The organism is Vibrio sp. 10N.222.52.B12, from assembly GCF_002875385.1.
Classification (GTDB): Bacteria; Pseudomonadota; Gammaproteobacteria; order Enterobacterales; family Vibrionaceae; genus Vibrio; species Vibrio jasicida.
On the sequence record NZ_MDAW01000120.1, the window covers coordinates 50,733 to 77,699 of the forward strand.

The 26,967-nt window shown below is 46.7% G+C and carries 19 protein-coding genes and 1 riboswitch; of the genes, 9 read left to right on the top strand and 10 right to left on the bottom strand.

The features are described from left to right. Window positions 1–67: 67 nt before the first annotated feature. The 6 genes from recD to BCT11_RS13980 all read right to left on the bottom strand — a co-directional run bounded on the left by recD (window position 68) and on the right by BCT11_RS13980 (window position 11,737). On the bottom strand, window positions 68–2,227 hold the full coding sequence (gene recD / locus BCT11_RS13960; protein ID WP_102388549.1) for an exodeoxyribonuclease V subunit alpha: 2,160 nt from the start codon (window positions 2,225–2,227) through the stop codon (window positions 68–70). Further along, window positions 2,227–5,865: an exodeoxyribonuclease V subunit beta gene (gene recB, locus BCT11_RS13965; protein ID WP_102388550.1), complete on the bottom strand. Its 3,639-nt coding sequence runs from the start codon at window positions 5,863–5,865 to the stop codon at window positions 2,227–2,229. Before recB ends, recD begins: the two co-directional genes overlap by 1 nt. A 290-nt stretch (window positions 5,866–6,155) precedes the next feature. Next, entirely contained in the window at window positions 6,156–9,629 is a 3,474-nt protein-coding gene (gene recC / locus BCT11_RS13970) for an exodeoxyribonuclease V subunit gamma (RefSeq protein WP_102388558.1), read from the bottom strand. Between the two features lie 236 nt (window positions 9,630–9,865). Continuing rightward, window positions 9,866–10,144 carry a hypothetical protein gene (locus BCT11_RS27985; protein ID WP_009707463.1) on the bottom strand — a complete coding sequence of 93 codons (279 nt, stop codon included), beginning with the start codon at window positions 10,142–10,144 and terminating at the stop codon, window positions 9,866–9,868. A 22-nt stretch (window positions 10,145–10,166) separates the two neighbouring features. Next, window positions 10,167–10,415 carry a GlsB/YeaQ/YmgE family stress response membrane protein gene (locus tag BCT11_RS13975; RefSeq protein WP_042603814.1) on the bottom strand — a complete coding sequence of 83 codons (249 nt, stop codon included), beginning with the start codon at window positions 10,413–10,415 and terminating at the stop codon, window positions 10,167–10,169. Between the two features lie 347 nt (window positions 10,416–10,762). Then, complete coding sequence (locus tag BCT11_RS13980; protein ID WP_038866047.1) at window positions 10,763–11,737, bottom strand: TDT family transporter; 975 nt, start codon at window positions 11,735–11,737, stop codon at window positions 10,763–10,765. Between the two features lie 112 nt (window positions 11,738–11,849). Between BCT11_RS13980 and BCT11_RS13985 the strand changes: the two genes are divergently transcribed. The 5 genes from BCT11_RS13985 (at window position 11,850) to dapD (ending at window position 16,779) form a co-directional block, all read left to right on the top strand. Further along, window positions 11,850–12,767: a LysR family transcriptional regulator gene (locus BCT11_RS13985; RefSeq protein ID WP_005427361.1), complete on the top strand. Its 918-nt coding sequence runs from the start codon at window positions 11,850–11,852 to the stop codon at window positions 12,765–12,767. A 165-nt stretch (window positions 12,768–12,932) separates the two neighbouring features. Continuing rightward, complete coding sequence (locus BCT11_RS13990) at window positions 12,933–13,232, top strand: YebG family protein (RefSeq protein ID WP_038879081.1); 300 nt, start codon at window positions 12,933–12,935, stop codon at window positions 13,230–13,232. 156 nt (window positions 13,233–13,388) lie between these two features. Further along, a riboswitch (Fluoride riboswitch) is annotated at window positions 13,389–13,463 on the top strand. A gap of 260 nt (window positions 13,464–13,723) precedes the next feature. Continuing rightward, window positions 13,724–14,416, top strand: coding sequence for an iron-sulfur cluster assembly scaffold protein (locus tag BCT11_RS13995; RefSeq protein WP_042603894.1), 693 nt, complete (start codon window positions 13,724–13,726; stop codon window positions 14,414–14,416). 23 nt (window positions 14,417–14,439) lie between these two features. Beyond that, complete coding sequence (locus BCT11_RS14000; protein ID WP_042603210.1) at window positions 14,440–15,423, top strand: GGGtGRT protein; 984 nt, start codon at window positions 14,440–14,442, stop codon at window positions 15,421–15,423. A gap of 324 nt (window positions 15,424–15,747) precedes the next feature. Next, window positions 15,748–16,779, top strand: a complete 1,032-nt coding sequence (gene dapD / locus BCT11_RS14005; protein ID WP_102388551.1) for a 2,3,4,5-tetrahydropyridine-2,6-dicarboxylate N-succinyltransferase — start codon at window positions 15,748–15,750, stop codon at window positions 16,777–16,779. Between the two features lie 238 nt (window positions 16,780–17,017). Here the strand turns inward: dapD and BCT11_RS14010 are convergent, their stop codons facing one another. The 4 genes from BCT11_RS14010 to glpT all read right to left on the bottom strand — a co-directional run bounded on the left by BCT11_RS14010 (window position 17,018) and on the right by glpT (window position 20,893). Beyond that, window positions 17,018–17,665 carry a hypothetical protein gene (locus BCT11_RS14010; protein WP_102388552.1) on the bottom strand — a complete coding sequence of 216 codons (648 nt, stop codon included), beginning with the start codon at window positions 17,663–17,665 and terminating at the stop codon, window positions 17,018–17,020. Then, window positions 17,666–17,932, bottom strand: a complete 267-nt coding sequence (locus BCT11_RS14015) for a YqaE/Pmp3 family membrane protein (RefSeq protein WP_038879070.1) — start codon at window positions 17,930–17,932, stop codon at window positions 17,666–17,668. 484 nt (window positions 17,933–18,416) lie between these two features. Beyond that, window positions 18,417–19,472 carry a glycerophosphodiester phosphodiesterase gene (glpQ, locus tag BCT11_RS14020; protein ID WP_102388553.1) on the bottom strand — a complete coding sequence of 352 codons (1,056 nt, stop codon included), beginning with the start codon at window positions 19,470–19,472 and terminating at the stop codon, window positions 18,417–18,419. A 53-nt stretch (window positions 19,473–19,525) separates the two neighbouring features. Then, window positions 19,526–20,893 (bottom strand): glycerol-3-phosphate transporter, encoded by a 1,368-nt coding sequence (gene glpT, locus BCT11_RS14025; RefSeq protein WP_038879065.1) that lies wholly within the window; start codon window positions 20,891–20,893, stop codon window positions 19,526–19,528. 869 nt (window positions 20,894–21,762) lie between these two features. Between glpT and BCT11_RS14035 the strand changes: the two genes are divergently transcribed. The 4 genes from BCT11_RS14035 (at window position 21,763) to glpD (ending at window position 26,914) form a co-directional block, all read left to right on the top strand. Then, window positions 21,763–22,617 (top strand): MIP/aquaporin family protein, encoded by an 855-nt coding sequence (locus BCT11_RS14035; RefSeq protein ID WP_102388555.1) that lies wholly within the window; start codon window positions 21,763–21,765, stop codon window positions 22,615–22,617. A 58-nt stretch (window positions 22,618–22,675) separates the two neighbouring features. Next, on the top strand, window positions 22,676–24,193 hold the full coding sequence (gene glpK / locus BCT11_RS14040; protein ID WP_102388556.1) for a glycerol kinase GlpK: 1,518 nt from the start codon (window positions 22,676–22,678) through the stop codon (window positions 24,191–24,193). Between the two features lie 190 nt (window positions 24,194–24,383). Further along, window positions 24,384–25,175 carry a DeoR/GlpR family transcriptional regulator gene (locus BCT11_RS14045; protein WP_038879059.1) on the top strand — a complete coding sequence of 264 codons (792 nt, stop codon included), beginning with the start codon at window positions 24,384–24,386 and terminating at the stop codon, window positions 25,173–25,175. Window positions 25,176–25,354: 179 nt separating this feature from the next. Further along, on the top strand, window positions 25,355–26,914 hold the full coding sequence (glpD, locus tag BCT11_RS14050; protein ID WP_045405558.1) for a glycerol-3-phosphate dehydrogenase: 1,560 nt from the start codon (window positions 25,355–25,357) through the stop codon (window positions 26,912–26,914). The last annotated feature ends 53 nt before the right edge of the window (window positions 26,915–26,967 follow it).

Here is a 26,967-nt window from a genome sequence, read left to right on the forward strand (position 1 = left end):
GGATTACGACCCGCCACATAAAAACATATTCAGTTCATGAAAACTTCTCGTTTTTGAATGAATAAACTCAGTTCCTAAGTCGCTCAACCAACCCACTTGCTCGAGTGGTTTTTACCTTAATACCGCGCTTGAGAACATTCATCTCGGCGTACATCGCAAGGCGTTTCTTTGCACGAGTAATACCTGTGTAGATCAGCTCGCGAGTGAGGATTGGACTGAAATCTGGCGGCAGTATCATTAGCGTGTATTCAAACTCACTGCCCTGTGATTTATGAATGGTCATCGCATATGCGGTTTCATGCTCAGGGACTCGGCTTGGCAGCACCGACTTCACGCTGCCATCCGGTAGTTCAAAGAACACTTTAAGACGCGGCTCTCCTTCGCTGTCGTCTCGCATACAAATGCCGATATCACCGTTATACAACCCCAAGCCATGATCATTACGCGTGACCATCACTGGCCTGCCGTGATACCAAAGTTCATCTTGGGTTTGAATCAGCTTACGTGCTGCTAGTGCTTTTTCAATGCGTTGGTTTAAACCGGTCACACCAAAATCACCTTCACGAATGGCACACAATAATCGGCATTGATTAAAGGTATCCAACACGGCTTTGGCTTTGTGGGTCAGTGTTTCTGGTTCCCCAGTCTTCTGGTCAATCTCTTGCTGTCCGATGCGTTTTAAATAACGACCATATTCGGCAACCAAAGTCTGCATCATCTGATTGTAATTTTGGCTGCTCAGTGCGAAATGCTCGATATCAGCAAAATCACGATTCCAAACGTCGTCTACTTTTGCCGCTGAGCCAGCGTTGACCGCTTTTGCTAGCTGACCGATACCAGATCGAGCGTCGAATCGGTAACTCTTTTGTAGCATGCACAAGCTATCGGCAATCGAAGCATTACTGTTGGTACTGTACGCCAACGTGTCAAAGCCTGTTAACTTCGCGACCGCAGACGCCTGCTCTTTGCCAAAGCCGAATGCGTGGAACGAACAGATATCACCAAGTACCGCACCCGCTTCTACCGATGCCAACTGGTCTTTATCTCCGAGAAGAATCAAACGTGCATGCTTTGGTAGCGCATCGACAACTTTGTACATCATCGGCAGATCGACCATGGAGGCTTCATCCACCACTAAAATATCGAGGTGCAGCGGATTTTGTTTGTTGTGACGAAACTCTGCACTGTTTGGGATCGCGCCCAATAGGCGATGCAAAGTGCTCGATTCGGTTGGAATTTTCGCTTTAAGCTCAGGCTCCACTGGCAACTCTTGAATCGCTTTACCAATAGATTCCGTCAAACGTGCTGCGGCTTTACCTGTTGGCGCCACCAGCTTGATGGTGAGGTTTTTCTCTTGCCCTGCTTGCTCAATCAGCGCGGCTAGCAGTTTGGTTACCGTGGTGGTTTTACCCGTACCCGGACCACCTGAAATCACCGCAAAACGACGCGTCAGTGCCACCGCAGCAGCGACCTTCTGCCAGTTAACACAAGCCGATAATGGTACAAGCTTGTCCAGTACTTGCAAATCGTGAACTTGTTTTGCTTGGCAGACTGCCCCGTCAATGGCTGCCCAATCGAGACTGTCTACGGTAACCACATCCAAATGGTCACAGACTAGCTGCTGGCGTAACACTTGGTTGCTGGTTCCTGCCTCTACCGCTTTGGCTAGTGCATTGAACAGAAAGTGGTACTGACGAGCGAATAAATGATGAAGCAACTCAGACAAACGTGTGAACTCTTGAGGCTGAAGGTTTACAGCCGCGCTGAGTTGATTGAGCTTGTCCGCCAACGTCACTTCATAGTGCCAGTAACGATGTAAGTAGAGACGTTCGCCATCAAACATCATTGGCAAAGCTTCACCTTGAGTACCAACCAAAGGCGATACTTGCAGAAGCTCCACCCAATTGACGCCCTGCAGTTGAGTATTAAGCGTCAGCGCAGACTCTCCAAACAGACCGAGCTTACTGCCAAGATCTGCTGGTTGCCCTTGGCTATCAAACAGAGGCAAGCAGATGTGTCCTTTGCCTAACTCACTACTGACCACGCCTGCAATAAATGCCAGTTCTTGGCTTTTCGCTTGTTGCTCAACTTGCGAATAGATAAAGCGCGCGAACTGGAAATCCAATTGGCGAATCGCCCCTTTATTTGCTAGCGATTCTAACGTTGCCAATAGATCTGGTGTTGCCACAGGGCTGGTTTGTGCAGAAAGAAGATCATTGGTTTTCATCAAATTAACTCCATCTGACCAGATTCACTGGATCGCGTATCTGGTGCTTGACCATCAATCAAATGATCCATCTCTTGTAAAAATTCGAAGGTTGGCTTGGCAGAAAAAATACCGTGATCACTTTGCCCATCCATACCACGCAAGAACAGGTAATAAACGCCGCCAAAGTGCTGTTCATAATCATAATTTGGCAATCTGCTGCGTAAGAAACGATGCAGCGCCAAAGCATAGATTTGGTATTGCAGATCGTAACGGTGATCCGCCATCGCCGACTTCAACGCATCGCCATGATAGTGGAACACATCATCACCTAAGTGGTTCGATTTCCAGTCGAGGACGTAGTATTTGCCTTGGTGCTCAAACACCAAGTCAATAAAGCCTTTCAACATACCTTGCACGGTTTGGAAACCCAGATCGCCCGCTTTGGCAGACAGCGGATCATGACGTTGAATCACGCGGTTCAATGCTGGTGCAGACAGCACTTCAATCGGTAATAAGAATTCCATCTCAACCAAACGTTGCGCCGGACCTTTATGATTGAGCAGTAGTGCTTTGCTATCCAAAGGCGTTGCCAGCACGGTATCAATCAACTGTTGCAGGATTGGCAGCCACTCTTCATCAAGCTGCTCACTTTCCATCAAACCGAGGATAATTTGGGTGTTCTCTTCCGTTGTCGCTGGTTGAGTAAACTCAATTTCCTCAAATAAGCTGTGCAGGAAAGTACCCGGACGTGCGCCACGCGGGAAGTTGAAGATAGAGCGTTCTGGCTCAACCAATTCCGCCTCATCTTGCTCTTCTGAAGAATCGATATCAAAGCCGGTGATTTCAATCGTCGCGTCATGTTCAGCATGATGAGAACCTTGCTTAACCAAGCCCGAGTAACTGGTGATGCGCCAGTTTCTATCAATCGGGTTTTGCAGCTCTTTGGCAGTCAACGCGTCTAACTCAGTTTGATCCGCAACATACATCTCATCGTGCTGCTTTGGAGGATCACAAATCACGACGTTATCGAGATTCTCTTGCTGCTTCTTCAACCCAACAAACAAATCGTTGATACCGCCTTCTTGACCATTTTGCATCAAGTAACCAATTGCGCTGTGATGCACGCCAGTTGGCTCTTTGGTTGAGCGGCCATTGCGCAGCGGCGAAGCACCAATAAAGCAGGCATACACGGCACGCGTTAGCGCTACGTAGATAAGGCGCAAGTCTTCAGCGAGGCGTTCTTTATCTGCCTGTTTTAACGACGCATCGTTACCCGTGATATCAAGAACGGTGCGATCGTTCTCAGCATCGTAGTATTTGGCTTCACTTGCTTCTCGGTAACCAAACACAAATGGCAGAAAGACCAAGTCATATTCCAGACCTTTAGATTTGTGAATGGTGACGATTTGCACCAAGTTACGCTCTGATTCCAGACGCTGAATTTGGTCATCGCTGCCACCTAACCCGTGCTCTGCATCGCTGATGGATTGGGCTAACCAACGCAGCAAGCCGTGGTCGCTGTCTAATTCGTTGCTCGCTTGCTGCAATAGCTCACCAATGTGCATCAGATCGGTAAGCACTCGCTCACCGTTTTCGCTTTGTGAGCTCGCTCCTTCTTCTAGCAGACGCTCAGCAATATGGCGCTTACTGATCACTGCTCGCAGCATAGGTAGCACACCACGTTGCACCCAAAGTTTGCGGTATTCTTTGAACTCGTTAACCGCGTTTTCCCACACGGTTTCGTCGTTATTGAGGGCGTCTAAGCTGGCAGCATCCAGAGCGAATAATTCTGATGCTAGGCTGGCACGTAGTGCTCTGTCATTTTCTGGCGTTAACACCGCTTGCAGTAAACGCTGTAGGTCTTGCGCCACAGAGCTAGTAAACACGCTATCACGGTTAGAAAGGTATACGCTGGCAATGCCTTGGCCTGCTAACGCCTGCTTGACCATGCGACCTTCGCTACCCGTGCGCACCAACACTGCAATGTCACCCGCTTTGACTGGATTCTGCTTTTCGCCATTGACCAGACACGCTTGACCTTGTTGCGCTGCGGTCAAAATGGTTTGAATTTGGCTCGCTGTCGCCTCTGCCATAGCGGTAAGGTATTCACCTTTTGGCAGAGGTTTATCTTCCGCTTCTTGCAGCCAATAAGTCAGCGCAGGTTGCTTTTGACCACCCATAGTCCAAACTCGTTTGTCAGCACTTGGGCTGTAATCCACAGAATGGAATGGAATGTCAGAGTCGTAAATAAACGGGCTATCTGGCAGAGCAAAAATCTGGTTCACTGCCAATACCATATCGGCACTTGAGCGCCAGTTGGTGCCAAGCGTGTAGTGAGCACTAACTTGGTTACGCGCCTTGATGTAGGTAAAGATGTCCGCCCCACGGAAACCGTAAATCGCCTGTTTCGGGTCACCGATCATAAACAAACCGCACTCAGGATTATTCAAATAAATGCGACTGAAAATACTGTATTGCAGTGGGTCGGTATCTTGGAATTCATCGATCATCGCAACCGGATAAAGCGTGCGAATGCGCTCTGTCAGTAGTGCGGTTTCATCGGTATCAATCGAGGCAGAAAGCTGAGTCAGCAAGTCATCGAATGACAACCATTGTTTCTGATTTTTTGCTTTTGCCAGCATCACGCGACAATGCTCAATTGCGTGAGCCAATAGCGGCGCTTTTAAACTGATTGGGTTGGCAAGGAAAGCTTCAATCGCCTCAAACACAGGGTGCTGTGGCGCAGTGCCTTTCGGAGTTTTCTCAAACAACACATTCTGGGCGAACTTCTCCAGCTTATCTGGATAGTCATAGCCCGTGGTTTCTGTCGAAGCCCATACGTTGACCGCTTCTAACCACGTCGGCAAAGACTTTTTGGTGTAGCTGCGTTTGTTGACATCGGAATCAGAAATCAGTGTGAGGAAGTCCTCTTGGCTATCACGCCATTGGGCTTTCAAAGCATCAATTTGCTTTAAGTTTTGCTCATGCAAATCGGCAAGGCTACCTTGCATTGCAGGAACAGAGAGACTTAGCGGCGCGCCTGTGAGGTAGTTGCTGATGTCATACAACAGATCCGATGGCAAGCCCCAGAGTTGGCGAACTTCTCCAGCCAAAGCGAATGGCAGAGGGTAGAAGTTACGACGCCAGTAATCGGCAACGACTTGCGCTTTTAGGTGGCTTTCGTCCGTTACAAACTCATTATTGAAACGGCTACCGGATTCGAATGCGTTTTGCGTCAGCATGCGTTGGCAGAAACCGTGAATGGTGTACACCGCGGCTTCATCCATTTGGCGCTCTGCTTGCAAAAGGATCTCAGCGGCTTGCTTATGATCCTCGATTTCTTCCAACAAAGGCTGAATCACAGGATCTAAGCTTTGTCCGCGAGCGAATGCGATCCTCGCGTCGTGAATACGCGCACGAATACGATCACGCAGCTCCGCCGTTGCAGCTTCGGTAAAGGTCACTACCAGAATTTGATCCACGGTCAACGGCACGCGGTGCTTCGTATCGGCAGTGCCATGCCCTAGTAGGAGTCGCAGATACAAGCCCGCTATGGTAAAGGTTTTACCCGTACCCGCCGATGCTTCAATTAACCTTGCACCATGCAGCGGAAAAGTCATGGTTTGCAGTGGAGTTGGAACTGACATTTGCGCCATAACGCTGAATCTCTCCGGATTATCGACTGATCGAACTGTGATCTATCGTTAAAAATTCTATTAATATGTCTAATAGGTTGGAATATTTAGACCTTTGTGGGATCTCACTCACGGTTATCATTACGGAGTACCGTTAGTATGCGCCTCACGAGATAAGCCAAGCCTTTCAGGCAGCTACACTCAAACGAATCATGGTCCCTCTGACCTTGTGGCCGTACAGCGAACGCCCTACAAAAAATAATGATTTTCTGGCGGCCACCCTACTCTCTTCTTTATCTAAATAATCCAACTTACTTTTCATCATCGGCATCCATCGCCGTCAATCTTGCGCCTTGAAGAACCAATGCAGTCAGTGTGCGAACTTCCGCTGCAAGCTCATCATTCCAAGCCGACCAAATACGCGAAATATACGCATTGTTTCCTTCGCCTGGGCTCATGTAACCATCATTGAATGCGTCCGCCATTTTCTTCAGCGATTTCTCTTCGTCATCAGCCCAGTGGCCACGACTAAAGCCCGCCTCAACGCACGCCAGTGCTGTTTTCGGGAAATATGGTAATGGCTTGGTCATGCCTTCAAAAAACAGACGTACTAGTTCAGCAAGCAGTTGTTTCGCTTGCGCAGCGTCTGCCATTGCTGGGTAAACTAAATGCACCGCGCCTTCCTTGCGGTCATAACCGATAACGTGGGTCTTTCTAGGCTGACCAGAGGCAGACATAGCAAGATGATCAATCCATGCAGCAAGATAATCCTGCGCACGAATTTTACCGCTGCGGTAGCGAATCAATCCAGATTGATAGCATTGAGTTAGCCAACCGGTTAGACGGATATTTTTTCCTTCACCAAGCACATCGAAGGTAAGGTCGATTTCTAAATCGTCTTTCGGTGCGCCGGATAAAAACGCCAACTTGTCCACCAACTCTTCCGCTTGCACGCGGTTGGTTTCAAACTCGATATCACCAAATGCGCCAACCGGTAATTTGCCCTGTGCGCGTTGCTCACTCATAAAGTGCTTGAGCACGTCAGCTTTTGCGGACGGTTGAGTAATGGCGGTTTCGAGCAATTTTTCTAGTAACTCATCGCGCATTTGATAGCTTTCTAAGCCGCCTAATACAAAGGGCTCGTCATCTTCCATCACAGGCAATGGCGGCTCGAACATCACTTTCAAACGGCGGTTAAAGAAATACTGAACTGGCAAACGCCAGAAGCGTTGTAATTCCACCAAGTCCAACTCGATTGGGAAGGTTGCGCCAAGCAAGTAATCATCCAATGCGCGGTTAAACTCGCCACGCGCATGACCTTGCGATTGATTGCTTTGGGTCAACGCGGCCGGAATCCACTCCTTAGCATAGCTTGAGTGAGAACCTTGGAATGCGCTTGGGCTGAATGGCACCATGGCATGCACGTTCACTAACTCGTTGAGTAGTTTATCTCCGGAGTCATCGACGGGCTGGTCTTGATCGCCATCTAGGCAGTAATTTTGGTGGCAATATTCCATCAACTCCGATACCAGCACAGACGGCACGCGCTCAGTGTTATCTTGGATAGAACGCCCAACGTAACTGATGTACAAACTTTGCTGCGCTGACAGCATGGCTTCTAAGAATAGGTAACGGTCATCGTCTCGGCGTGAACGGTCGCCCGGCTTAGTGCGCCCCGTCATTAAGTCAAAACCTTTTGGTGGCATTGAGCGCGGGTAAACGCCATCATTCATACCAAGTAGACATACGGTTCTAAATGGGATCGAGCGCATAGGCATCAGCGTACAGAAGTTCACTTGCCCGGCAAGGAAGCGCTGGCTGACCCGTGTTCCTGACAGCTTGTTTTGTAGATACTGGCTGACAATAGAAGGTGACAAGGCATCATCAAATGCCGCATCGGTTAGCTGTTCTTTCAGTTGGCTTAAGGTATCTCGAATCGACTTGAGCGCCATTTCCCCTTCTAGCTCCACAGAGAAGAAGTCATCCAACATCGCCACCAAGGTTTCACGCCATGCATCAATCGACTGAACATGGGAAAGTTTGCGGCGATATTGGCTAATTTGTTGAATAAAGTGAGCTAACTTACCAGCAAGTTCTGCGCCCATACCTTGCACTTCATTGTATGGCGAGAGGCTACCCTCTTGCGCTTCAAACAAACCGGCAGATTCTGGCATCGCGTAACCTAACAACATACGCTGGATACCAAATTGCCATGTATTTTGGCGTGTTTCTGGCAGTTCAAATTCGCTGCCGGTATGGCTATCTAGCCCCCAGCGAATGCCAGATTCTTCCACCCATTGTTTGGCTTGAAGGAAATCATCTTCGCTGAGATCGAATCGCTTCAAAATCGCTGGCGTTTCTAACAACTCAAGTAATTCAGAAGCCAAGCAACGTGTATTCGGTAAATTAACAAGTTGCATGAAAGCCGCCAAAATTGGGCTTTCTTGGTCGGCCGTTCGGTCTGAAATCGAGTAAGGAATAAATCGCTCACCCGGCGCATTGCCGAATACCGCCTGAATCGCAGGGCTGTAAGCATTAATGTCTGCCACCATGACAATAATATCGCGCGGTTTCAGTGTTGGATCAGCATCGAACATTGCCAAAAGCTGATCGTGTAGCACTTCCACTTCTCGCATTGGGCTGTGGCAAGAGTGCAAGCTCAGAGATTTATCACCTAAACTCACCACTTGTTTGTGCTGGCTGCTGTCGATTTGCTCGTCGTCTTGGTGCTCTTCTAAATTAAGAATATCTGCTTGAAGTTGATGGAGCAGACTGTCGCGCTCGACATCAACAAAAGCTTCAATCTCATGAGACTCGAGCTGCGACAACAGATACATGTTATCGCGCCCAAGTTTACCCATCGACGCCAACAAGCTGTTACCCACCACATCGGTATGCAGCTCATCCACCACGTTTTCTTCTAGTGAACCTTTTAACTGCTCACTCTCACCTTGCACTTCAGAATGGTCTTCTTGCCACACCACGTGCTGACGATGTTTTGCTGCTAAGCGAGCTAGGAATTTACGGTCGCGTACCTCACCCCAGTAATAACGACAAGGGTTGGTAAACATCAGATGGACATCAATATGTTCACCAATGGCTTTTAGCGCATCCATGTAACGTGGTGGCAGTGAAGAGATACCAAACACAAACAGGCGCTTCGGCAGATGATCAAAATTGCCGTTGAAGTTTTCTAGCGTGTCAATGAAGTGTTCGTACAAATTGGCACGATGATAAGGCGATTGCCCAAGAGTAACCGTGTGGTCGTACAATGCTTGCCACAAAATCGGCTGCCATGGATGCTCGTCTTCAAGTTCAGGCACCGTTTCTCCTGCTTCCCAGCTTGCAATCCACTCTGGGCGGTACACTAAATAGCCATCAAAGATATCGGCAATTTTCTCTGCTAATTGATACAGCTTGGAGTTGTCACTGTCGTCTTGAAGATAACGTGCCAAAGGTTCGAATGACGCTTCGTTCAACAAACCCGGAAGCAAGTGCATCAGCTTCCACGTCATGGCTTCTTTGTTGAAGGCACTGCGCTTAGGCACATCAGCCAATACTTGGGTGAACATGTCCCAAATAAAAGTCGCTGGCAGCGGAAATTCTAAGTTTGCCGCAACACCAAACTCTTTCGCCAATTCCATTTTTAACCACTGAGACATACCCGGGCTTTGCACCAGAATTTGCTCTTTTTCGAATGGGTTTTCTAATGGACTGATGCGAATCAGTTCAACAAGAAGTGATTTGAGAACATCGACCTGATTGGAGTGATAGACAGTAAACAAAGTAGGAGCACCGAATGCCAATGGAAACTGCTAGCAAGCTTAGCACAGCCGCATTTATTCCTAGAGCGATCTCGATAGCTTAAATAACAAAAGGTTAGAGATTAGACAAAGTTTGAACAAGTAATCAACTGCCTGTATGTAGACAATGACTTCCCTTCCTCACTGAGTACTCAAGGTAGATATATAAAATACAGCGGAGTTGGAAGGAAGGGATAGCTCACACCAGTGTATCCCCCCTAGCGAGCATATTGATGAAGTAAATGTTGCCTTAACACAGACACACTCGACAATATCACCCTCCTTTGGAACAAATGAGGGTGATAGTTCTTTGAACTGTAGCCGACAGGAAGCCCAGTTTTGTCATCAACTAACCAAGAGTCTGCTGGATGACACTTATCCAATTTGTAGATAAGTGACCAAACGCTGACACCTAGGATTTCAGCGACCGCTTTATTACTGGCTCTAAAATGGTTGTCGTTCAAGTAGTGTAAGATTTCTTCGAGAGAATACTGCATGCTGATACCGTGTCTGAGCGTGTTATTTGCGCAGCAATCGGAAAACAAAAAGCAAAATGACAGCGCCGATGGTCGCAGTAATAATCCCCTCAACGCTCAACACACCTACAGCACCAAAACCAAACATTGAACCTACGTAGCCACCGACAAATGCACCAAGCACACCAAGAATGATTGTCGCAATCCAACTGTTTGAAGTACGTGTTGGTAATATCCATTGTGCCAATAGACCAGCAACCAAACCTAAAACGATCCAAGCAATAATAGCCATGAAGTAATCCTTCCTATTGAGAAAGTTAACATTCTAGAAAGTTATATTTTTTATACATTAGCACTCGGTAATTTATACATTCGCGAGTGCCTAAGTCCGCCAAAGGTTATGACTTTGAGTAGGCATAGTGAAGAGAGGTAAGTTTCGAATTGCCATCTTCTGCATGAGAACTCTCGCTACAATGGTTGCGGTTACTAAAGTTTGATGTATTAAAATTGTATCTAATTTTCCGCCACCCTTTGGGGTGGCATTTTTTTATCTGCAGATTGGCTTTAGACCCCACCCTACCGATACAAAAAAAGCCTCTTGGCGAGAGAGACCAAGAGACTTTGCTTTACGAGTAAGACTTATGCGTGATGTGTTGTCATCAAGCGTGGTTGAATCAGTAAGTTATTGATGTATTGCAAACCTACGTAAGTCACCACAATCGTTGCCACAATCAATTCGATACCTGCTAGACCGCGAACTTGTTGTACATAGTGCGCTGCTAGACCATTTGCTTCCATCCAATTTGCTGTTTTGAACAGAGCCGTTGCACCAATCACCATTGGGAAGGTAAACGCTGCGTAACCTGGGCTAAATGGCAGTCTTAGCAATTTAAAGAAGGCTAAGTAGATGATGGCTGTCATCAATACCGCGATACCAAACAACAGAGCAATAATCACTGGCGAAGGCGTCGCTGTTACGGTTAGGTAACCAGCCAATGATAGGCTTGCTGGTGCCGCCATGATTGCCATGGTTGGTTTTGCTGCATCTGGGATTTCATGAGTGAACATAAAACGGTAGATCATCATTGGCAACATCACCGCGTAAGCCACCATACCGAAGACCAACGCACCGTGTGCAATAGGTGCAAGCACTGGGTTACCTGAGAAAGACACGTCTGCAACGATAATACCCACTGGTGGTACGAACCAGCTTGGCACCATGTGGTGTAGTTCGAAGTCTTTCGCGCGGTGGTACAAGAAGCTCACTAGGAACACGATATGTAGAGCTACCGCCACTAACCAAAGCACGTCACCTGCAACAGGGAAAAAGTGCCCTAGAGAATTTGAAACCACCATGGTTCCCATCGCGAAAGTTGGAACGACACTACCCACCACAGGGTGCGCAAGATCTTGTCTCAACAAATGATTGTGAAAAAGAAATTTAGTCGCCAAGATTGCTAGCAGTACGCTTGCAATACCTGCGCTAATCCACTGTCCATAGCCATGTAATTCGGCGAAGTTTTCCCAACTCCAACCTAAGCTCGCAATACCAAGAGCCAGACCCGCCATTGGGGTTGGTGCTCCCATTACTTTTGCTTTTGTTCTTTGAATCATTACGACCTCAAAATCTAGGCTAACTTTCTATGGGGTGTATATTACTCTTGCACTTCGTTCCAATATATCTAATTATTTAAAACTAACGTTCAGATAAACTTAACGGAATATCATGCCTAGTCATATCTCTCTTAAACAACTGAAAGTTTTTACTACGATCACTCAGCACAAAACGCTAACTGCGGCTTCTGAAAGCCTGTTTCTTTCTAAGGCGGCCGTGAGTATGGCGCTGTCTGAGTTAGAGAAACAAATTGGTCATCACCTATTTGATCGGGTGAACAACCGCTTAATTCTCAACCAAGAAGGACAAAAACTTTTGCCCCTCGCGGATGAACTCCTCAACCGAGCTCGGGATATTGAGAGTGTGTTCGATGGCGACCAAACCTTATCAGGGCTGCTTCGCATCGGTGCCAGTGACACCATCGGCAACCAAGTTGCACCTTACCTGTTAAGTGATTTTCGTGATGAAACCAATCACCAGTCGCAGAGTTTATTCATCTCTAACTCTGCCCAGATTTGTGACATGTTGATCGCGTACGAACTCGACATCGCGCTCATCGAGGGCAAGACCATACACCCAGAGTTGGAATCAACGCAATTCAGTGAAGACGAAATGTGTGTGATTTGTCCGCCGGACTACCCTAACTTCGATGAAGGACCTATCAGCCTAAACGAGCTCGAAGACACGGAATGGATTCTGCGTGAGGCGGGTTCTGGCTCTCGAGAGTTCTTTATGCGCGCCATCGCTCCGCGTCTAGAACACTGGCATGAGGCTTTTCAACTAAACACCACCGAAGCGCTGATCAATTCTGTATCTGCCGGACTTGGCCTAGGTTGTTTATCACGCCTATCTGCTGAACCTGCAATTCGCGATGGTCGTGTGAAAATGCTCAACATGCCACTGGATATGAAGCGTCGCTTCTGGCTTTTGATCCACAAAGAGAAGTATCAAAACCCGCTCCTGCGTACATTCATTGAATTCTGCCAAGATTGGGAGCGACCAGAGAACCCTCATCTCAAAGATGGCTAGTTCGAGATAGCTCGTTCACGGGAGATAGTTCAAGGCAGATAGTTCAAATGCTGGTCACTTAGTTGTACACGGCTCTCATTCTGAGGCTTGTCGCTAGACTTAATTGGTCAAAAACTGTATAAAAAGCCAGTATAAAATTTAACAAATTAACTTAGAGGACCAACCATGGCTGTAATCGTCAAGTACGTGGTAGAACGCAATGGAGAAGAGAAAATGACTTTTACCTCTAAAGCGGAAGCTGACGCATACGACAAAATGCTGGATATGGCGGACGAGTTATTCTCACTGCTAAGTAAGAGTGAACTTCTAGAAGACGAAGGTAAGCAAGAAGATCTTGCAATGTACCTTGCGCAAAACAAAGAAGAAGTGCTTTACGCTCTAGGTGCAAAACGTAAACCTGCACCAAAAAAAGCAAAGAAGCTTGAAGCTGTTGAAGAAGATAGCGAGCAAGAAGACGCTGCATAAGCCTCTCATTTGTTTAGAGAAAACGTCGCATTATGCGGCGTTTTTTTATGCGTTGCATTTATCACCATATATCTCTGAGAATATAAAGAACCGATTTAATATCCCAAATTGCTCTAAATTTCATGTTGCAGATTAGTGTGACTTAGATCTAATCTAAATGGACACGGTGATGGGGTGCCACCGGAATCGAAAGATTCGAACCGCTTTAAAGCTAATGACTCCTACAGAAACGAAAATAGGTCAGCCCTGTTGGAAATGCTTTCGCCGATGTTGTGAAAGCAAGAGTTCTGTAGTGAGCAATTCAACTCTTCTCCAACCCCGCTCCTGTTTTCTCAAAAATTAAAAAGATATCCAAAATAGTTGTTAACTCAACAAGGCGACAAACGCGTGAGCCTCCTGAACATAGTTTTTCTATCTGATGGAGCGAATAAGAGCAGTCAACGCCGTTGAGTCTGACCAATATGCCGGATATCGTACACTGGGAAAACATTATGCAATACTCACACGAAATCCAATCAATGTGCCCGATTCAACGCGGCGATCTTCATGCATCTGCACCGATCCCTGTTGAAGGCGCAATGATCAATCCAAAAGACGTTATCGCGATTTCTGGTCTTAGCCACGGCGTTGGTGCTTGTGCTCCTCAACAAGGCGCAGCAAAACTGACCCTTAACGTCAAAAACGGCATCATCGAAGAAGCTTTGATCGAAACGATCGGCTGTTCAGGCATGACTCAATCAGCAGCGATGGCCGCAGAAATCCTAACTGGCAAAACCATTCTTGAAGCACTGAATACCGACTTGGTATGTGATGCTATCAACGTCGCGATGCGCGAAATCTTCCTTCAATTTGTTTACGGTCGTACTCAATCTGCTTTCTCTGAAGGCGGCTTGGAAATTGGTGCGGCACTGGAAGACCTTGGTCAAACTCAACGTAGCCAAGTGGGTACTAGTTACTCAACTAAAGCAAAAGGCGTGCGTTACATGGAGTTAGCTGAAGGCTACGTAACAAAACTCGCGCTAGACGAAAACAAAGAAGTGATTGGTTACCAATATCTCAACCTCGGCAAGATGATGAAAGCCATCAACGAAGGCGTATCTGCTGCAGAAGCCGCAGGCAAAGCAACGGGGACTTACGGTCGTTTTGACGAAGCCGTATCTACCATCAACCCACGCCAACAATAATTGCCACCAAGAGGAAAGAGATTATGAACACTCCAATTACTGAATCTGTACGTCGCACATTAGACGAAATGCAATTTTCTTCTCTGGAAGAGGCTTACCAATACTGTATGGATCGTGGTATCGACCCTAAAGCGCTGGTGATGGACACTCAACCTATCGCGTTTGAAAGCGCTGCCGATGCCTACACGCTAGGCACTGCTTTGGCGATTTTCCGCGGAGCAAAAACAGCAGAAGAAGCAGCAAACATCATCGGTGAAGGCCTTCAAGCCTGCACAAAACCAGGCAGCGTAGCAGAACAACGCCGAGTGGGTATCGGTCACGGCGCATTGGCGGCTCGTCTATTAAATGAAGAAAGTGGCTGTTTCGCTTTCCTTGCCGGCCATGAGTCATTCGCAGCGGCAGAAGGCGCAATCAAAATCGCATTGAACGTCAACAAATCACGTAAAAATCCGTTGAAAGTTATCCTAAATGGTTTGGGTAAAGACGCCGCTTACCTAATCTCACGCATTAACGGTTTCACTTACGTGCGCACTCAATACAACTACCAAACTGGTGAATTAGTGGAAGTAGAACGTCGCCGTTTCTCCCAAGGTCCACGAGGTGAGATCCTTTGCTACGGTGCAGACGATGTACGTGAAGGCGTGGCTATCATGCATAAAGAGCAAGTAGACGTGAGCATCACAGGTAACTCAACCAACCCGACTCGCTTCCAACACCCTGTAGCAGGCATCTACAAAGCAGAACGTAACCGTGAAGGCATGCCTTACTTCTCTGTGGCATCAGGTGGTGGTACTGGTCGTACTCTACACCCAGATAACGTGGCAGCAGGCCCAGCCTCTTACGGCATGACCGATACCATGGGTCGCATGCACGCCGATGCGCAATTCGCGGGTAGCTCTTCAGTACCAGCACACGTAGCGATGATGGGCTTCATCGGTATGGGCAACAATCCAATGGTAGGTGCAACGGTTGCACTTGCAGTAGAAGTCGGTGAGCTAAGCCTCTAAGTCGATTTATCGCTTTACTATCCAAAGCCAGTAAATCCAACAAACCCAGTGTAGGGGGAGTGACTTCGGTCCTCCCCTTATTTTTTGCGGTGCTCCCTTCTCCCACTTCACTATGTCTCTGCCCAAAATCGGTCTGATAAGGCTTTTGCGACACATTTCTCATCAGACAAACATATCTCTAAAAAGACAAAAGGTATCCATCTACGGACTTTCTCCATTTCCCCTCTTTAAACTCCCCAATACTCTCTTTATGATGACTGACAACTTAATTATTTCTTGTCAGTGAACAGACGAGACACAAGACTCAACACATGGAGATCAACTATGGCTTTCTTCTCTCTAGCCTTTGGTACGGCAACTAAAAACCGCGACGGCAAAATCATCGAAGCGTTTTTCCCAAACCCAGTTCTTAACCCAAGCGAAGCGCTTGTTAACGCACTAGCAGCAATAGCAGGTTACGAGCAAGGCAACCAAGCTATCGAGATCTCTGCAGCACAAAGCGCAGAACTGGCAGCAGCATTTGAAGCAAACGGCGATGCGGCAAACGCATCTTTCGCAGCAAAAGCAGCAGAATCAGCACAACCACTTGTACTGGTTATCCTTGCAACTGACGAACAGCCACAAAGTGTTGCTGAAGGTTTCCTAAAACTTCAACTTATCTCTAACCGCCTAGTTCAACCGCACGGCACGGTACTAGACGGCATCTTCGGTCTACTACACAACATCGCATGGACTAACGAAGGTCCAATCGACCTACCTGAACTAGCAGAGCGTCAAATCGAAGCTCGCCTAGCGGGTCGTGCACTAAGCGTAGATTGCGTAGACAAGTTCCCTAAAATGGTGGACTACGTGGTACCAACTGGCGTTCGTATCGCTGACACTTCTCGCGTACGTCTTGGCGCACACGTTGGCGAAGGCACAACGGTAATGCACGAAGGCTTCATCAACTTCAACGCAGGTACAACTGGCGTGAGCATGGTTGAAGGTCGTATCTCTGCTGGCGTAGTGGTTGGTAACGGCTCTGACATCGGCGGCGGCGCATCTATCATGGGTACGCTATCTGGCGGCGGTAAAGTTGTGGTTTCTATCGGTGAAAACTCTCTACTAGGCGCGAACGCAGGTCTTGGCTTCCCAATGGGTGACCGTTGTACTATCGAATCAGGTCTATACGTAACTGCTGGTTCTAAAGTGCGCATGCTAGATTCTGCTGGCCAAGAAGTAGAAGTAGTGAAAGCACGCGACCTTGCTGGTGTGTCTGACCTACTGTTCCGTCGTAACTCTGTAACAGGTCAAATCGAGTGTCTTGCAAACAAGAGCGCGGTTGAACTGAACAGCGAACTGCATAAAAACAACTAATAAGAATACCCAAATAACCTCGAGATGCTTGATTCAGCGAGGCTGACTTGGCTTGCAGACGCGGCAACGAGTTGAAGATCTAGTCAGTCTAAATCAAAGCTCGTTAACAAAGCATGAAAGCCAAGACAACTAGCCCTTTGGGAGCATCTTGAAGTCATTTGGGTATTGCAGTGAATTAGCCCTACGAAAAATCCCCCAGCAGGAAACTGTTGGGGGATTTTTTAATTATCAGTCTTAACTAGCGCTTTATCGGACGAATCCACATCGATAAATCAGGGCATTCGTACTTTAAGTGATCCATGAATTGCTTTGCTTCCGAGTATTTGAAATACACGTCACTAAACAAATAGTACGAGCCGTGAATATGGTGCTCATATAAAGGTGCAGTCGCACATTGTGCAAATAGCTTGTTCGGAGGCTTAACGCCAGAGTAGAGCTGAACAACATAAGCCTTAGAGTTTGATGTCGATGGTCGAGATGGTTTTGGTGGTGGCGCTGGATTCGATTTCTTTTGACCAGTTTTTTTCTCTAATAATGAACAGCTGGCAGCGTTGATATCAAAAGACATCACTTTCGATTTATCCGCGGCATCCAGAATATTGACGCGCCGAGCCTTCGCATCACCAAAACATTCTTTTGCCAACGCATAAGTTGCCAGTTCGCTCAATACACAAGATGACGAGTCGTAATAGACTTGCTGCACACCGTTGTTCAACTGCGCTTGCGGAGAGCATTTCACCATCTGACGGAACTCTGCGCCATCCAAGATCCACAAATCGACCGCTTCTTGAATCGTGAGCTCTGCTTGTGCACTAGAAGCAAACCCAAAACAACTCAATAGTAAGCCCCCCCAGAAATAAGGCTTACCTTTATTCGACGGAAACACCTACTCGTCTCCACCACCATCTTGATCCGAAGACGCTGGCGCTTTTCGAGCGTAATTTGAGAACGCCTCTGGGCCATCTCTCTCTGCAGCTAGCTTCTCGATTTTTTTATCCGTTTCGTAATTAACTAATGCGTATACAGACCAAATGGCAGCGGGCAACCAACCAACCAAAGTAATCTGCAATAACAAACAGATCACGCCCGCCCAATAACGGCCAATAGTAAAAAATTGCAGCCAAGGAATTAGAATGGCAAGTACTAGTCTCATGTCATGTCCTATTAAGTCTTTTATTATTCATGATCGTATTGCGCACTAATGCTCGGCTTATCAGCGAATGAATTGCCGTCGGGATCGCTTTGTTCAAAAGAAAAGGCCGCCTAAGAATTTGGAGCTACGAGCCGACATGTGAAGCAAGACTTAAGCGGCAAGCTGAAAGGGCAAACTAAGCCACTGGAACACAGTCTTCTCCACAATGGCATTAGCAAAGGGCACCAATTTACAATACCCCTGTATAGTAACCATATCGGTGGTGTGAATATTTAGCATCTGCAAATCAAGAACAATGGGAATGCATACACAGCGGGAGCAATGAAAGAGAAGTAAAAGGTGTTGATCGCGTTCCATACATATAAAAAATCCCCCAACAGGAGAGTCACTGTTGAGGGATAATGATTGCTCAATGAGAGCCTATTGTTACGACATGGCGTGTGACGTAATACTGAGCGTTTAAAACACTCAGTTTTTTAGAACTTTACTTGTTCAGAAAGTTCACCGCTTTATCAGGGAAATCAGTAAACAAACCATCCACTTTCACCTGATTGTAGAAGATGTCCATCATCCCATCGAAGCTGTCGGTGTAAGCAGGAATACGCCCAGGGTCCGCTCGGAAAGTATAAGGGTGTACTTGTAAGCCCGCGTCTTTTGCCGCTTTCATCAAAGGTTTGATGATAATGTTATCCTTGGTTGATTTGTCATCCACCAACATTGGTTTCCAAGGACCGATCCCTTCTGCGTATTCCGCGACCTTCTTCATACCATTGGCTTCAAACATCCAGTCATAACTGTATGGTGTTGCCTTGTCGCCTCTGTACTCCATAGTCTCGTTCCAATCGGTGTAAGCCATGAGTTGAACGAGCTTTAAATCCATGTCCATTGCAGGCATGAGTTCACTGTTGATGCGCTGAAGTTCATTCGCATCAAAACACTGAAGGTACACTTTGTCGTCTTGCGAATCGTAACCGTACTGTTTTAAAACGTTAAGCACCGCTTTTGAGATGTCTTTACCTTCATGGCGATGGAACCAAGGCGCTTTGATTTCTGGGTAAATACCGATTTCATAACCCAGTGTTTTATTTAAACCTTGGATCAACTCAATTTCTTTGGCAAAAGTAGGTACGGTGAAGTCTGATTTCCACATAGGGAATCGTGTCGGATAACCAGCAACCTTGTTACCTTTATCATCGATGTTAAAGCCTTCAGTGACTCGCAATGATTTGATTTCTGCCAACGTGAAATCAATCGCGTAGTAACGACCATCTTTACGAGCACGGTCTGGGAATCGCTCAGCCACATCGGTCACGCGATCGAGGTAATGATCATGCAATACGACGAGTTGATCGTCTTTGGTCATCACCACATCTTGCTCGATGTAGTCCGGCTTCATTGCATACGCAAGAGCTTTTGCTTCTAACGTATGTTCTGGCAGATAACCCGATGCTCCTCGGTGCGCGATAACAAGCGGTTGTGCTACCGCTCCAGCTGAAATGCCGAGAGCGAGAATCGTCATGCAAATTGACGTTGTTTTCATTGTTCTTTCCTTAACTTATTGAAGGAGCAGTATTCCACCGCCCCTTTAATGTTTTATGACGCCAATGCTTCTTTCTCACGTGCTTTTTGTTCGTGATGAGCGCGTTCACCCAAGAAAGCGTAAATCAAGCAGATAATAGAGGTAATACAAGACCCGACAAGAATGATGAACCCACCATCCCAACCGAAGTGGTCAACGGTGTAACCAAGAATAGCGTTCGCAGCAACAGCGCCACCTAAGTATCCGAATAGCCCGGTCAAGCCAGCGGCAGTACCCGCCGCTTTTTTAGGAGCAAGCTCTAGTGCATACAAACCAATCAACATCACTGGGCCGTAAATCAAGAAACCGATAGCCACCAGCGCCATCATATCGACTGCTGGATTACCTGCTGGGTTAAACCAGTAAACAAGCACCGCAACCGTGACAAGTACCATAAATAAGATGCCAGCAGGGGCGCGGCGACCTTTAAACACTTTGTCAGAAATCCAACCACACAATAACGTACCAGGAATACCAGCCCACTCGTATAGGAAGTAAGCCCAAGAAGATTTATCTACTGAGAAGTCTTTTGCTTCTTTTAAATACACTGGAGCCCAGTCCAACACACCGTAGCGGATCAGGTAAACAAACGCGTTCGCGATCGCAATTGACCACAACAATTTATTAGAAAAGACATACTTGAAGAAAATCTCCTTCGCACTCATTTCTTTCTCATGAGACTTGTCGTAATCGTCTGGGTAGTCGTCTTTATACTCTTCAATTGGCGGAAGACCACAAGATTGAGGTGTATCTCTTACCGTGAACCAAATAAAGACAGCTACGAGCGTGGCAAAAAATGCAGGAACATAGAAAGCGGTGCGCCAATCGTCGTTAAATGCCCAAAGACCAAGAATAAATAGTGGACCAATTAAACCACCACCTACGTTATGCGCCACGTTCCAAACCGATACGATCTCGCCACGTTCTTTACGTGACCACCAGTGAACCATGGTTCGACCACAGGCAGGCCATCCCATACCTTGGAACCAACCGTTTAGGAACAATAGAATAAACATCGCGGTAATGCTGCCCGTAGCCCAAGGCATAAAGCCGAAGCAGAACATCACAAGCGCAGACATTAACAGACCGCCACTTAAGAAATAACGAGGGTTAGAGCGGTCAGAAACACTGCCCATTAAGAATTTTGATAAACCGTAAGCAATGGAAACTGCAGCTAAAGCAACACCTAAGTCACCACGGCTAAAACCTTGTTCAATAAGGTAAGGCATCGCCAAGCTAAAGTTTTTACGCACTAAATAATAGCCAGCGTAACCGACGAAGATACCGATGAAGAGTTGCCAACGTAAGCGAGAATAGGTGCCGTCGATCTTATCGGACGATAAGCGATCGATATGCGCCTTAGGTTTGAATATTCCAAACATAGGAACCTCATTAATTATGTGAGCGATGGTAGGGAGTAATAAATCGCGAACGAGCAAAAAGGAGTTTCGTTCGAAAGTGAATGCATTTTATGAAATGCAATTTTTATTTCTGTGATAAATGTTGCATAGGAATTAAATTTCAGTAAATACAGTAAACTAGAAGTATTTAATTAGACAGCGCTTCCATTTCCACCACATTCCGTTACTGTCTATATAGAGCATGAAGTGCGCAAACGAACAAATTCATCGCTATCTTAAGTAAACCAAGCGCTCAAATGACCACATAAATGGATAAAAGGTAGAGGTTAAAGAGATAAAACACGCTATTTAAGTAATTAAAGACCAGCATGACGTGTTGCAACAATGTCACTTCTTTAACAATTAGCATCGACATCAGCCAACCAATCCCAAAGCGCATTCAAAACAAATCTCTAGTAAAAGACGTCGTATCAACCACAAATAAACTTCTTCATTCTTAACGGTGGTTTAACTCAGAGCAACGAGCGCATCAATATCAGCCTTCCCCTTATCATCATTAGTGTCAGCTAGCTCTTTAGGGTTAGTTTTCAACCAGTAATCTGAGTAATTTCCCACCATTCGCGAAGCAGCTTCACAAAACTCCTCTTACCAGTTTGTGCATTGATTTTCACATCGGTAGTTTTAGGCCGAAAAATAGAAGTAGAAGCTTCTGAATCGTTTTATCGAGTTTCCTTTTTGAGCAAAAGATGCGTCAATTAACAAAAACGAAGAGTTTGATTAACAAATTTACGCTCAAACGCTCACTTTTAACGCTCGTTTGTTTTCGCAAACGTTTATATATGCACAATAGAACCGTGCTAGATAAGCATAAATATTAAAGGACTCTTAACATGACAACGAACAAACACCCCTCACTGCTCGGAGAATGTTTGGCCGAGTTTATCGGTACCGGATTACTTATCTTTTTTGGCGTAGGCTGTGTTGCTGCACTCGTTTTGACCGGAGCTCAATTTGGTCAATGGGAAATCAGTATTGTATGGGGCTTTGGCGTCGCCATTGCAATTTACTGTACTGCGGGCGTATCCGGTGCACACATCAACCCTGCAGTTACCATCGCGCTGGCGATGTTCCATGGATTCGATAAGGCGAAAGTGGTGCCTTATATCATTGCGCAAATGCTCGGTGCATTTTGCTCTGCCGCTTTGGTTTACAGCTTGTACAGCAACCTATTTACTGATTACGAAATCGCACACAATTTCGTTCGTAGCAGCCAAGACGCATTAGCAACAGCAGGTATTTTCTCGACTTACCCACACGCTTCTCTCTCTTTCTTTGGCGCTTTTGCTGTGGAATTCGTGATTACTGCAGTGCTAATGTTTGCCATTCTTGCTCTTGGTGATGAGAACAACGGTGCACCTCGCGGCGCTATGAACCCATTACTTATCGGTATTCTCATTGCGGTTATCGGTGGTTCTTTAGGCCCACTGACTGGCTTTGCGATGAACCCTGCTCGTGACTTCGGCCCTAAACTGTTTGCTTACTTTGCCGGCTGGGATTACGCACTGACCGGTGCGCGTGAAATCCCATACTTTATTGTTCCAATTCTTGCTCCTATCGCAGGTGCTTGCTTCGGTGGTTGGTTGTACCCGAAAGCGATTGCTACATATCTGCCACAACAAGGTCATGGCTGTACTATCCCTAACCTGTGCGAGACCGAAGAAGAAGCAGAACAAGCTCAAGCTTAAAACCAACTCATTCGAACATTTACTAAAATATAAATAACGAAACAAAAGGATTCTTACCATGACTGAGCAAAAATACATTGTTGCCCTAGACCAAGGCACGACAAGCTCTCGTGCTGTCATTCTGGATCATGACGCGAATATCGTAAGCGTCGCTCAGCGAGAATTTACTCAGATTTATCCAGAGGCTGGTTGGGTTGAACATGACCCAATGGAAATCTGGGCAACTCAAAGCTCTACTTTGGTTGAAGCACTTGCAAAAACCGGTATCCGTAGCGACCAACTTGTTGGTATCGGTATTACCAACCAACGTGAAACCACAATTGTATGGAACAAAGAAACAGGCAAGCCGGTTTACAACGCGATCGTGTGGCAATGTCGCCGTACTGCCGATATTTGTGAAGAATTAAAAGCGCGCGGACTAGAAGATTACGTTCGCGACAATACAGGTCTGGTTTTAGACCCTTACTTCTCTGGCACAAAAGTGAAGTGGATTCTAGATAACGTTGAAGGCGCGCGTGAAGAAGCGGAAGCGGGCAAGTTGTTATTCGGTACAGTGGATACTTGGCTGGTTTGGAAAATGACACAAGGCCGCGTTCACGTAACCGATTACACCAACGCTTCGCGCACTATGCTTTTCAACATTAACGACCTATGCTGGGATCAGAAAATGCTGGATGAATTAGGCATTCCAGCGTCGATGATGCCAGAAGTAAAACGCTCATCAGAAATCTACGGCCAAACTAACATTGGTGGTAAAGGCGGTACTCGTATTCCAATCGCGGGTATTGCAGGTGACCAACAAGCCGCGCTTTACGGTCAGATGTGTGTTGAAGCTGGCCAAGCGAAGAACACCTACGGGACAGGTTGTTTCTTGTTGATGAACACAGGTCAAGAGAAGGTCACATCGAAAAATGGTCTGTTGACTACGCTAGCATGCGGTCCAAAAGGCGAGCCAGCTTACGCTCTTGAGGGTGCAGTGTTCATGGGTGGCGCTTCAATCCAATGGCTACGTGATGAAATGAAGATCCTGGCTGGCGCTGAAGATTCAGAGTACTTTGCGACCAAAGTGGATACTTCAAATGGTGTTTATGTCGTTCCTGCCTTTACTGGATTAGGCGCACCATACTGGGATGCTTACGCTCGCGGTACGATTGTCGGTCTAACTCGTGGCGTAAACTCTAACCATATAATTCGTGCAACTTTGGAAGGCATCGCTTACCAAACTCGTGATGTGCTAGATGCAATGCAAGCAGACTCGGGCATCAAACTCGCGAACCTTCGCGTGGATGGCGGCGCAGTGGCGAACAACTTCCTGATGCAGTTCCAATCTGATGTTCTTAATACCGAAGTTCATCGCCCTCAAGTAACCGAAGTAACCGCTTTGGGTGCAGCCTACCTAGCCGGTCTAGCGGTTGGTTTCTGGGGTAGCATTGATGAACTTCAAGACAAAGCCGTGCTCGATCGCACATTCGAACCACACGATGATGAAGAGAAACGTAACCGTCGTTACAAAGGTTGGAAGCGCGCGGTGAAGTGTGCTCAAACCTGGTCTGAGCTTCACGACGAAGACGATTAATTTCTGATAAACGATTAGTTTCCCCCTGATTAATCGTAAAGAGCGCCAAGTTGGCGCTCTTTTTTTGCGTTCGATCGCGGATTCCCTATTCCCACGACTTCTCACAATGCGCTAATTCGAGCACAATAGAGCGAGTTTCTATATTCGAATTTGAAGCATTGGCGATTACCAGTGCACAAGGGAGTGCTAAGTGAAGCAAATACCAAGACACCAACAGATTGTTGAGTTGGTGAAAAAACAAGGCTATGTCAGCACGGATGAGCTAGTAGAAAAATTTAATGTCAGCCCTCAGACTATTCGCCGCGACCTAAATGACCTCGCAGATGAAAACAAGATTCGTCGCTACCATGGTGGCGCGACCATTCCTCTCAGTTCAGAAAACACCTCATACAACACACGTAAAGCACTTAACTTCAACGAAAAGGACGTGATTGCTGACGAGTTGGTTAAACATATTCCCGATGGCGCAACTCTGTTTATTGATATCGGAACGACACCAGAATCGGTTGCTCGTGCGCTCAATAAAAATCACAAACAGCTTCGCGTGGTGACCAACAATATTAATGTTGCCACCATTCTGTTACCAAACCCAGAAATCAAAGTGATTTTGGCGGGCGGTGAAGTTCGCAACCGTGACGGCGGTATTGTTGGAGAAGCGACGCTCGATTTCGTCAAGCAATTCCGCCTTGATTTTGGCATTTTGGGTATCAGTGGTATCGATTTTGATGGCTCACTACTGGACTTTGATTACCACGAAGTTCGCGTTAAACAGGCGATTATCGATAACAGCCGCAGCGTTTTCCTTGCGGTTGACCATTCGAAGTTTGGTCGTAATGCGATGGTGAAACTGGGCAATATCGCGCAATTGAACATGGTATTTACCAACAAACAACCACCAGAAGAGATTCTCGCGATTCTAAAAGAAGCAGCAGTTCCGCTCGAAGTGGTTGATACGCAAATGGAAAGAGCCATAACTGAATAGCGTTTACACTCACTATTTACGCGCATAAATGACCTCTGTCTTAATTAGGCAGAGGTTTTTTTGTGCCCAAATCACACAAAACGCTCACAAACGAAAATAAATAATGACCACAAACGAAACCTAAGCTAGGATAAACTCATGTTCCAAAATGCTCGTTCGCTCACTAAGAGGTCAAATTTATGAGTATCCAACAAAATGCTTCCACGACGAATTCATCCCCTACTCTAGACATGATCGTGATCGGCGGCGGCATTAACGGGGCTGGTATTGCTGCAGATGCTGCTGGCCGTGGTTTAAGCGTCGGTTTGTATGAAGCTAACGACTTCGCATCGGCAACCTCTTCTGCAAGTTCAAAACTGATCCACGGTGGATTACGTTACCTTGAACACTATGAGTTTCGTTTGGTTTCGGAAGCGCTCGCTGAGCGTGAAGTGATCTTACGCAAAGCGCCTCATGTGGCTCTGCCAATGCGCTTCCGTTTACCTCATCGTCCATTTTTACGCCCAGCTTGGATGATCCGCTGTGGCTTGTTCCTTTACGATAACTTGGGTAAACGAACCACTCTTCCAGGCAGCAAAACCGTCAACCTAGCAAAATCAGGCCTATTAAAACCTGAAATGAAAACCGGTTTCGAATACTCAGATTGTTGGGTAGATGACGCACGCTTGGTGTTGTTGAACGTTCTAGCGGCTAAAGAGAATAACGCAGAAGTTCGCAACTACTGTCGCGTAGAAAAAGCACACCGTGAAGGCGGCATTTGGCATGTCACTATTCATGACGTCACCACAGACCAACGTTTCGAACGCAAAGCGAAAGCTCTGGTTAACGCTGCCGGTCCATGGGTGAAACAGTTCTTTGATGAAGGATTAGAACAAACCTCCCCTCGCAACATTCGTTTGATCAAAGGCTCGCACATCGTTGTTCCTCGTATCCACAACGAGCCGCAAGCCTACATCCTACAAAACAAAGATAACCGCATCGTATTTATGATCCCTTACTTAGATAAGTTCTCGATCATTGGTACAACGGATGTGGAGTACAAAGGCGATCCGCGTGAAGTCGCGATTTCCGAAGATGAAGTCGATTACTTGATCGATATCGTTAACCAACACTTTGTCCACCAGCTAAGCCGCGAAGACGTGGTGTGGACATACAGTGGTGTACGTCCGTTGTGTGATGATGAGTCTGACTCACCGCAAGCGATCACACGTGACTACACACTAGAACTGGACGCTGAATACGACCACGCACCTTTACTTTCAGTGTTCGGCGGCAAGCTCACGACATACCGTAAGCTTGGTGAAGCGGCAATGAAGAAACTTGCACCTTACCTACCAGAAATGGGGAAAGACTGGACGGCAAACCAAACCCTTCCTGGCGGTAACTTCAGTTGCAGCCGCGAGCAATTGGCGAAGATGATTCATGCGAAATACTCATGGGCATCAGAAGCGATGTTGCTGCGCTACGTGACTCAGTTTGGTACACAAACTTGGGACCTAATGGAAGGCACTAGCAACGTAGAAGATCTTGGTCATTGCTTTTCGGAGCAAGCAAGCGGCGTATATCAACGTGAAATTGATTACTTGATGAATCACGAAATGGCGCTAACCGATGAAGACATCTTATGGCGTCGTACAAAACTTGGTTTATACATGAACGAAGAGGAGAAAATCGCACTGGCAGAATATCTAAAAGAGAAGCTGCAACAGAAAGTCGTTAGCCTCTCACAAGTAAGTTAAATTGGACTCTCCTAATACAAAGCCTGCACCCCGCCTGTCTCTTATACACAAAT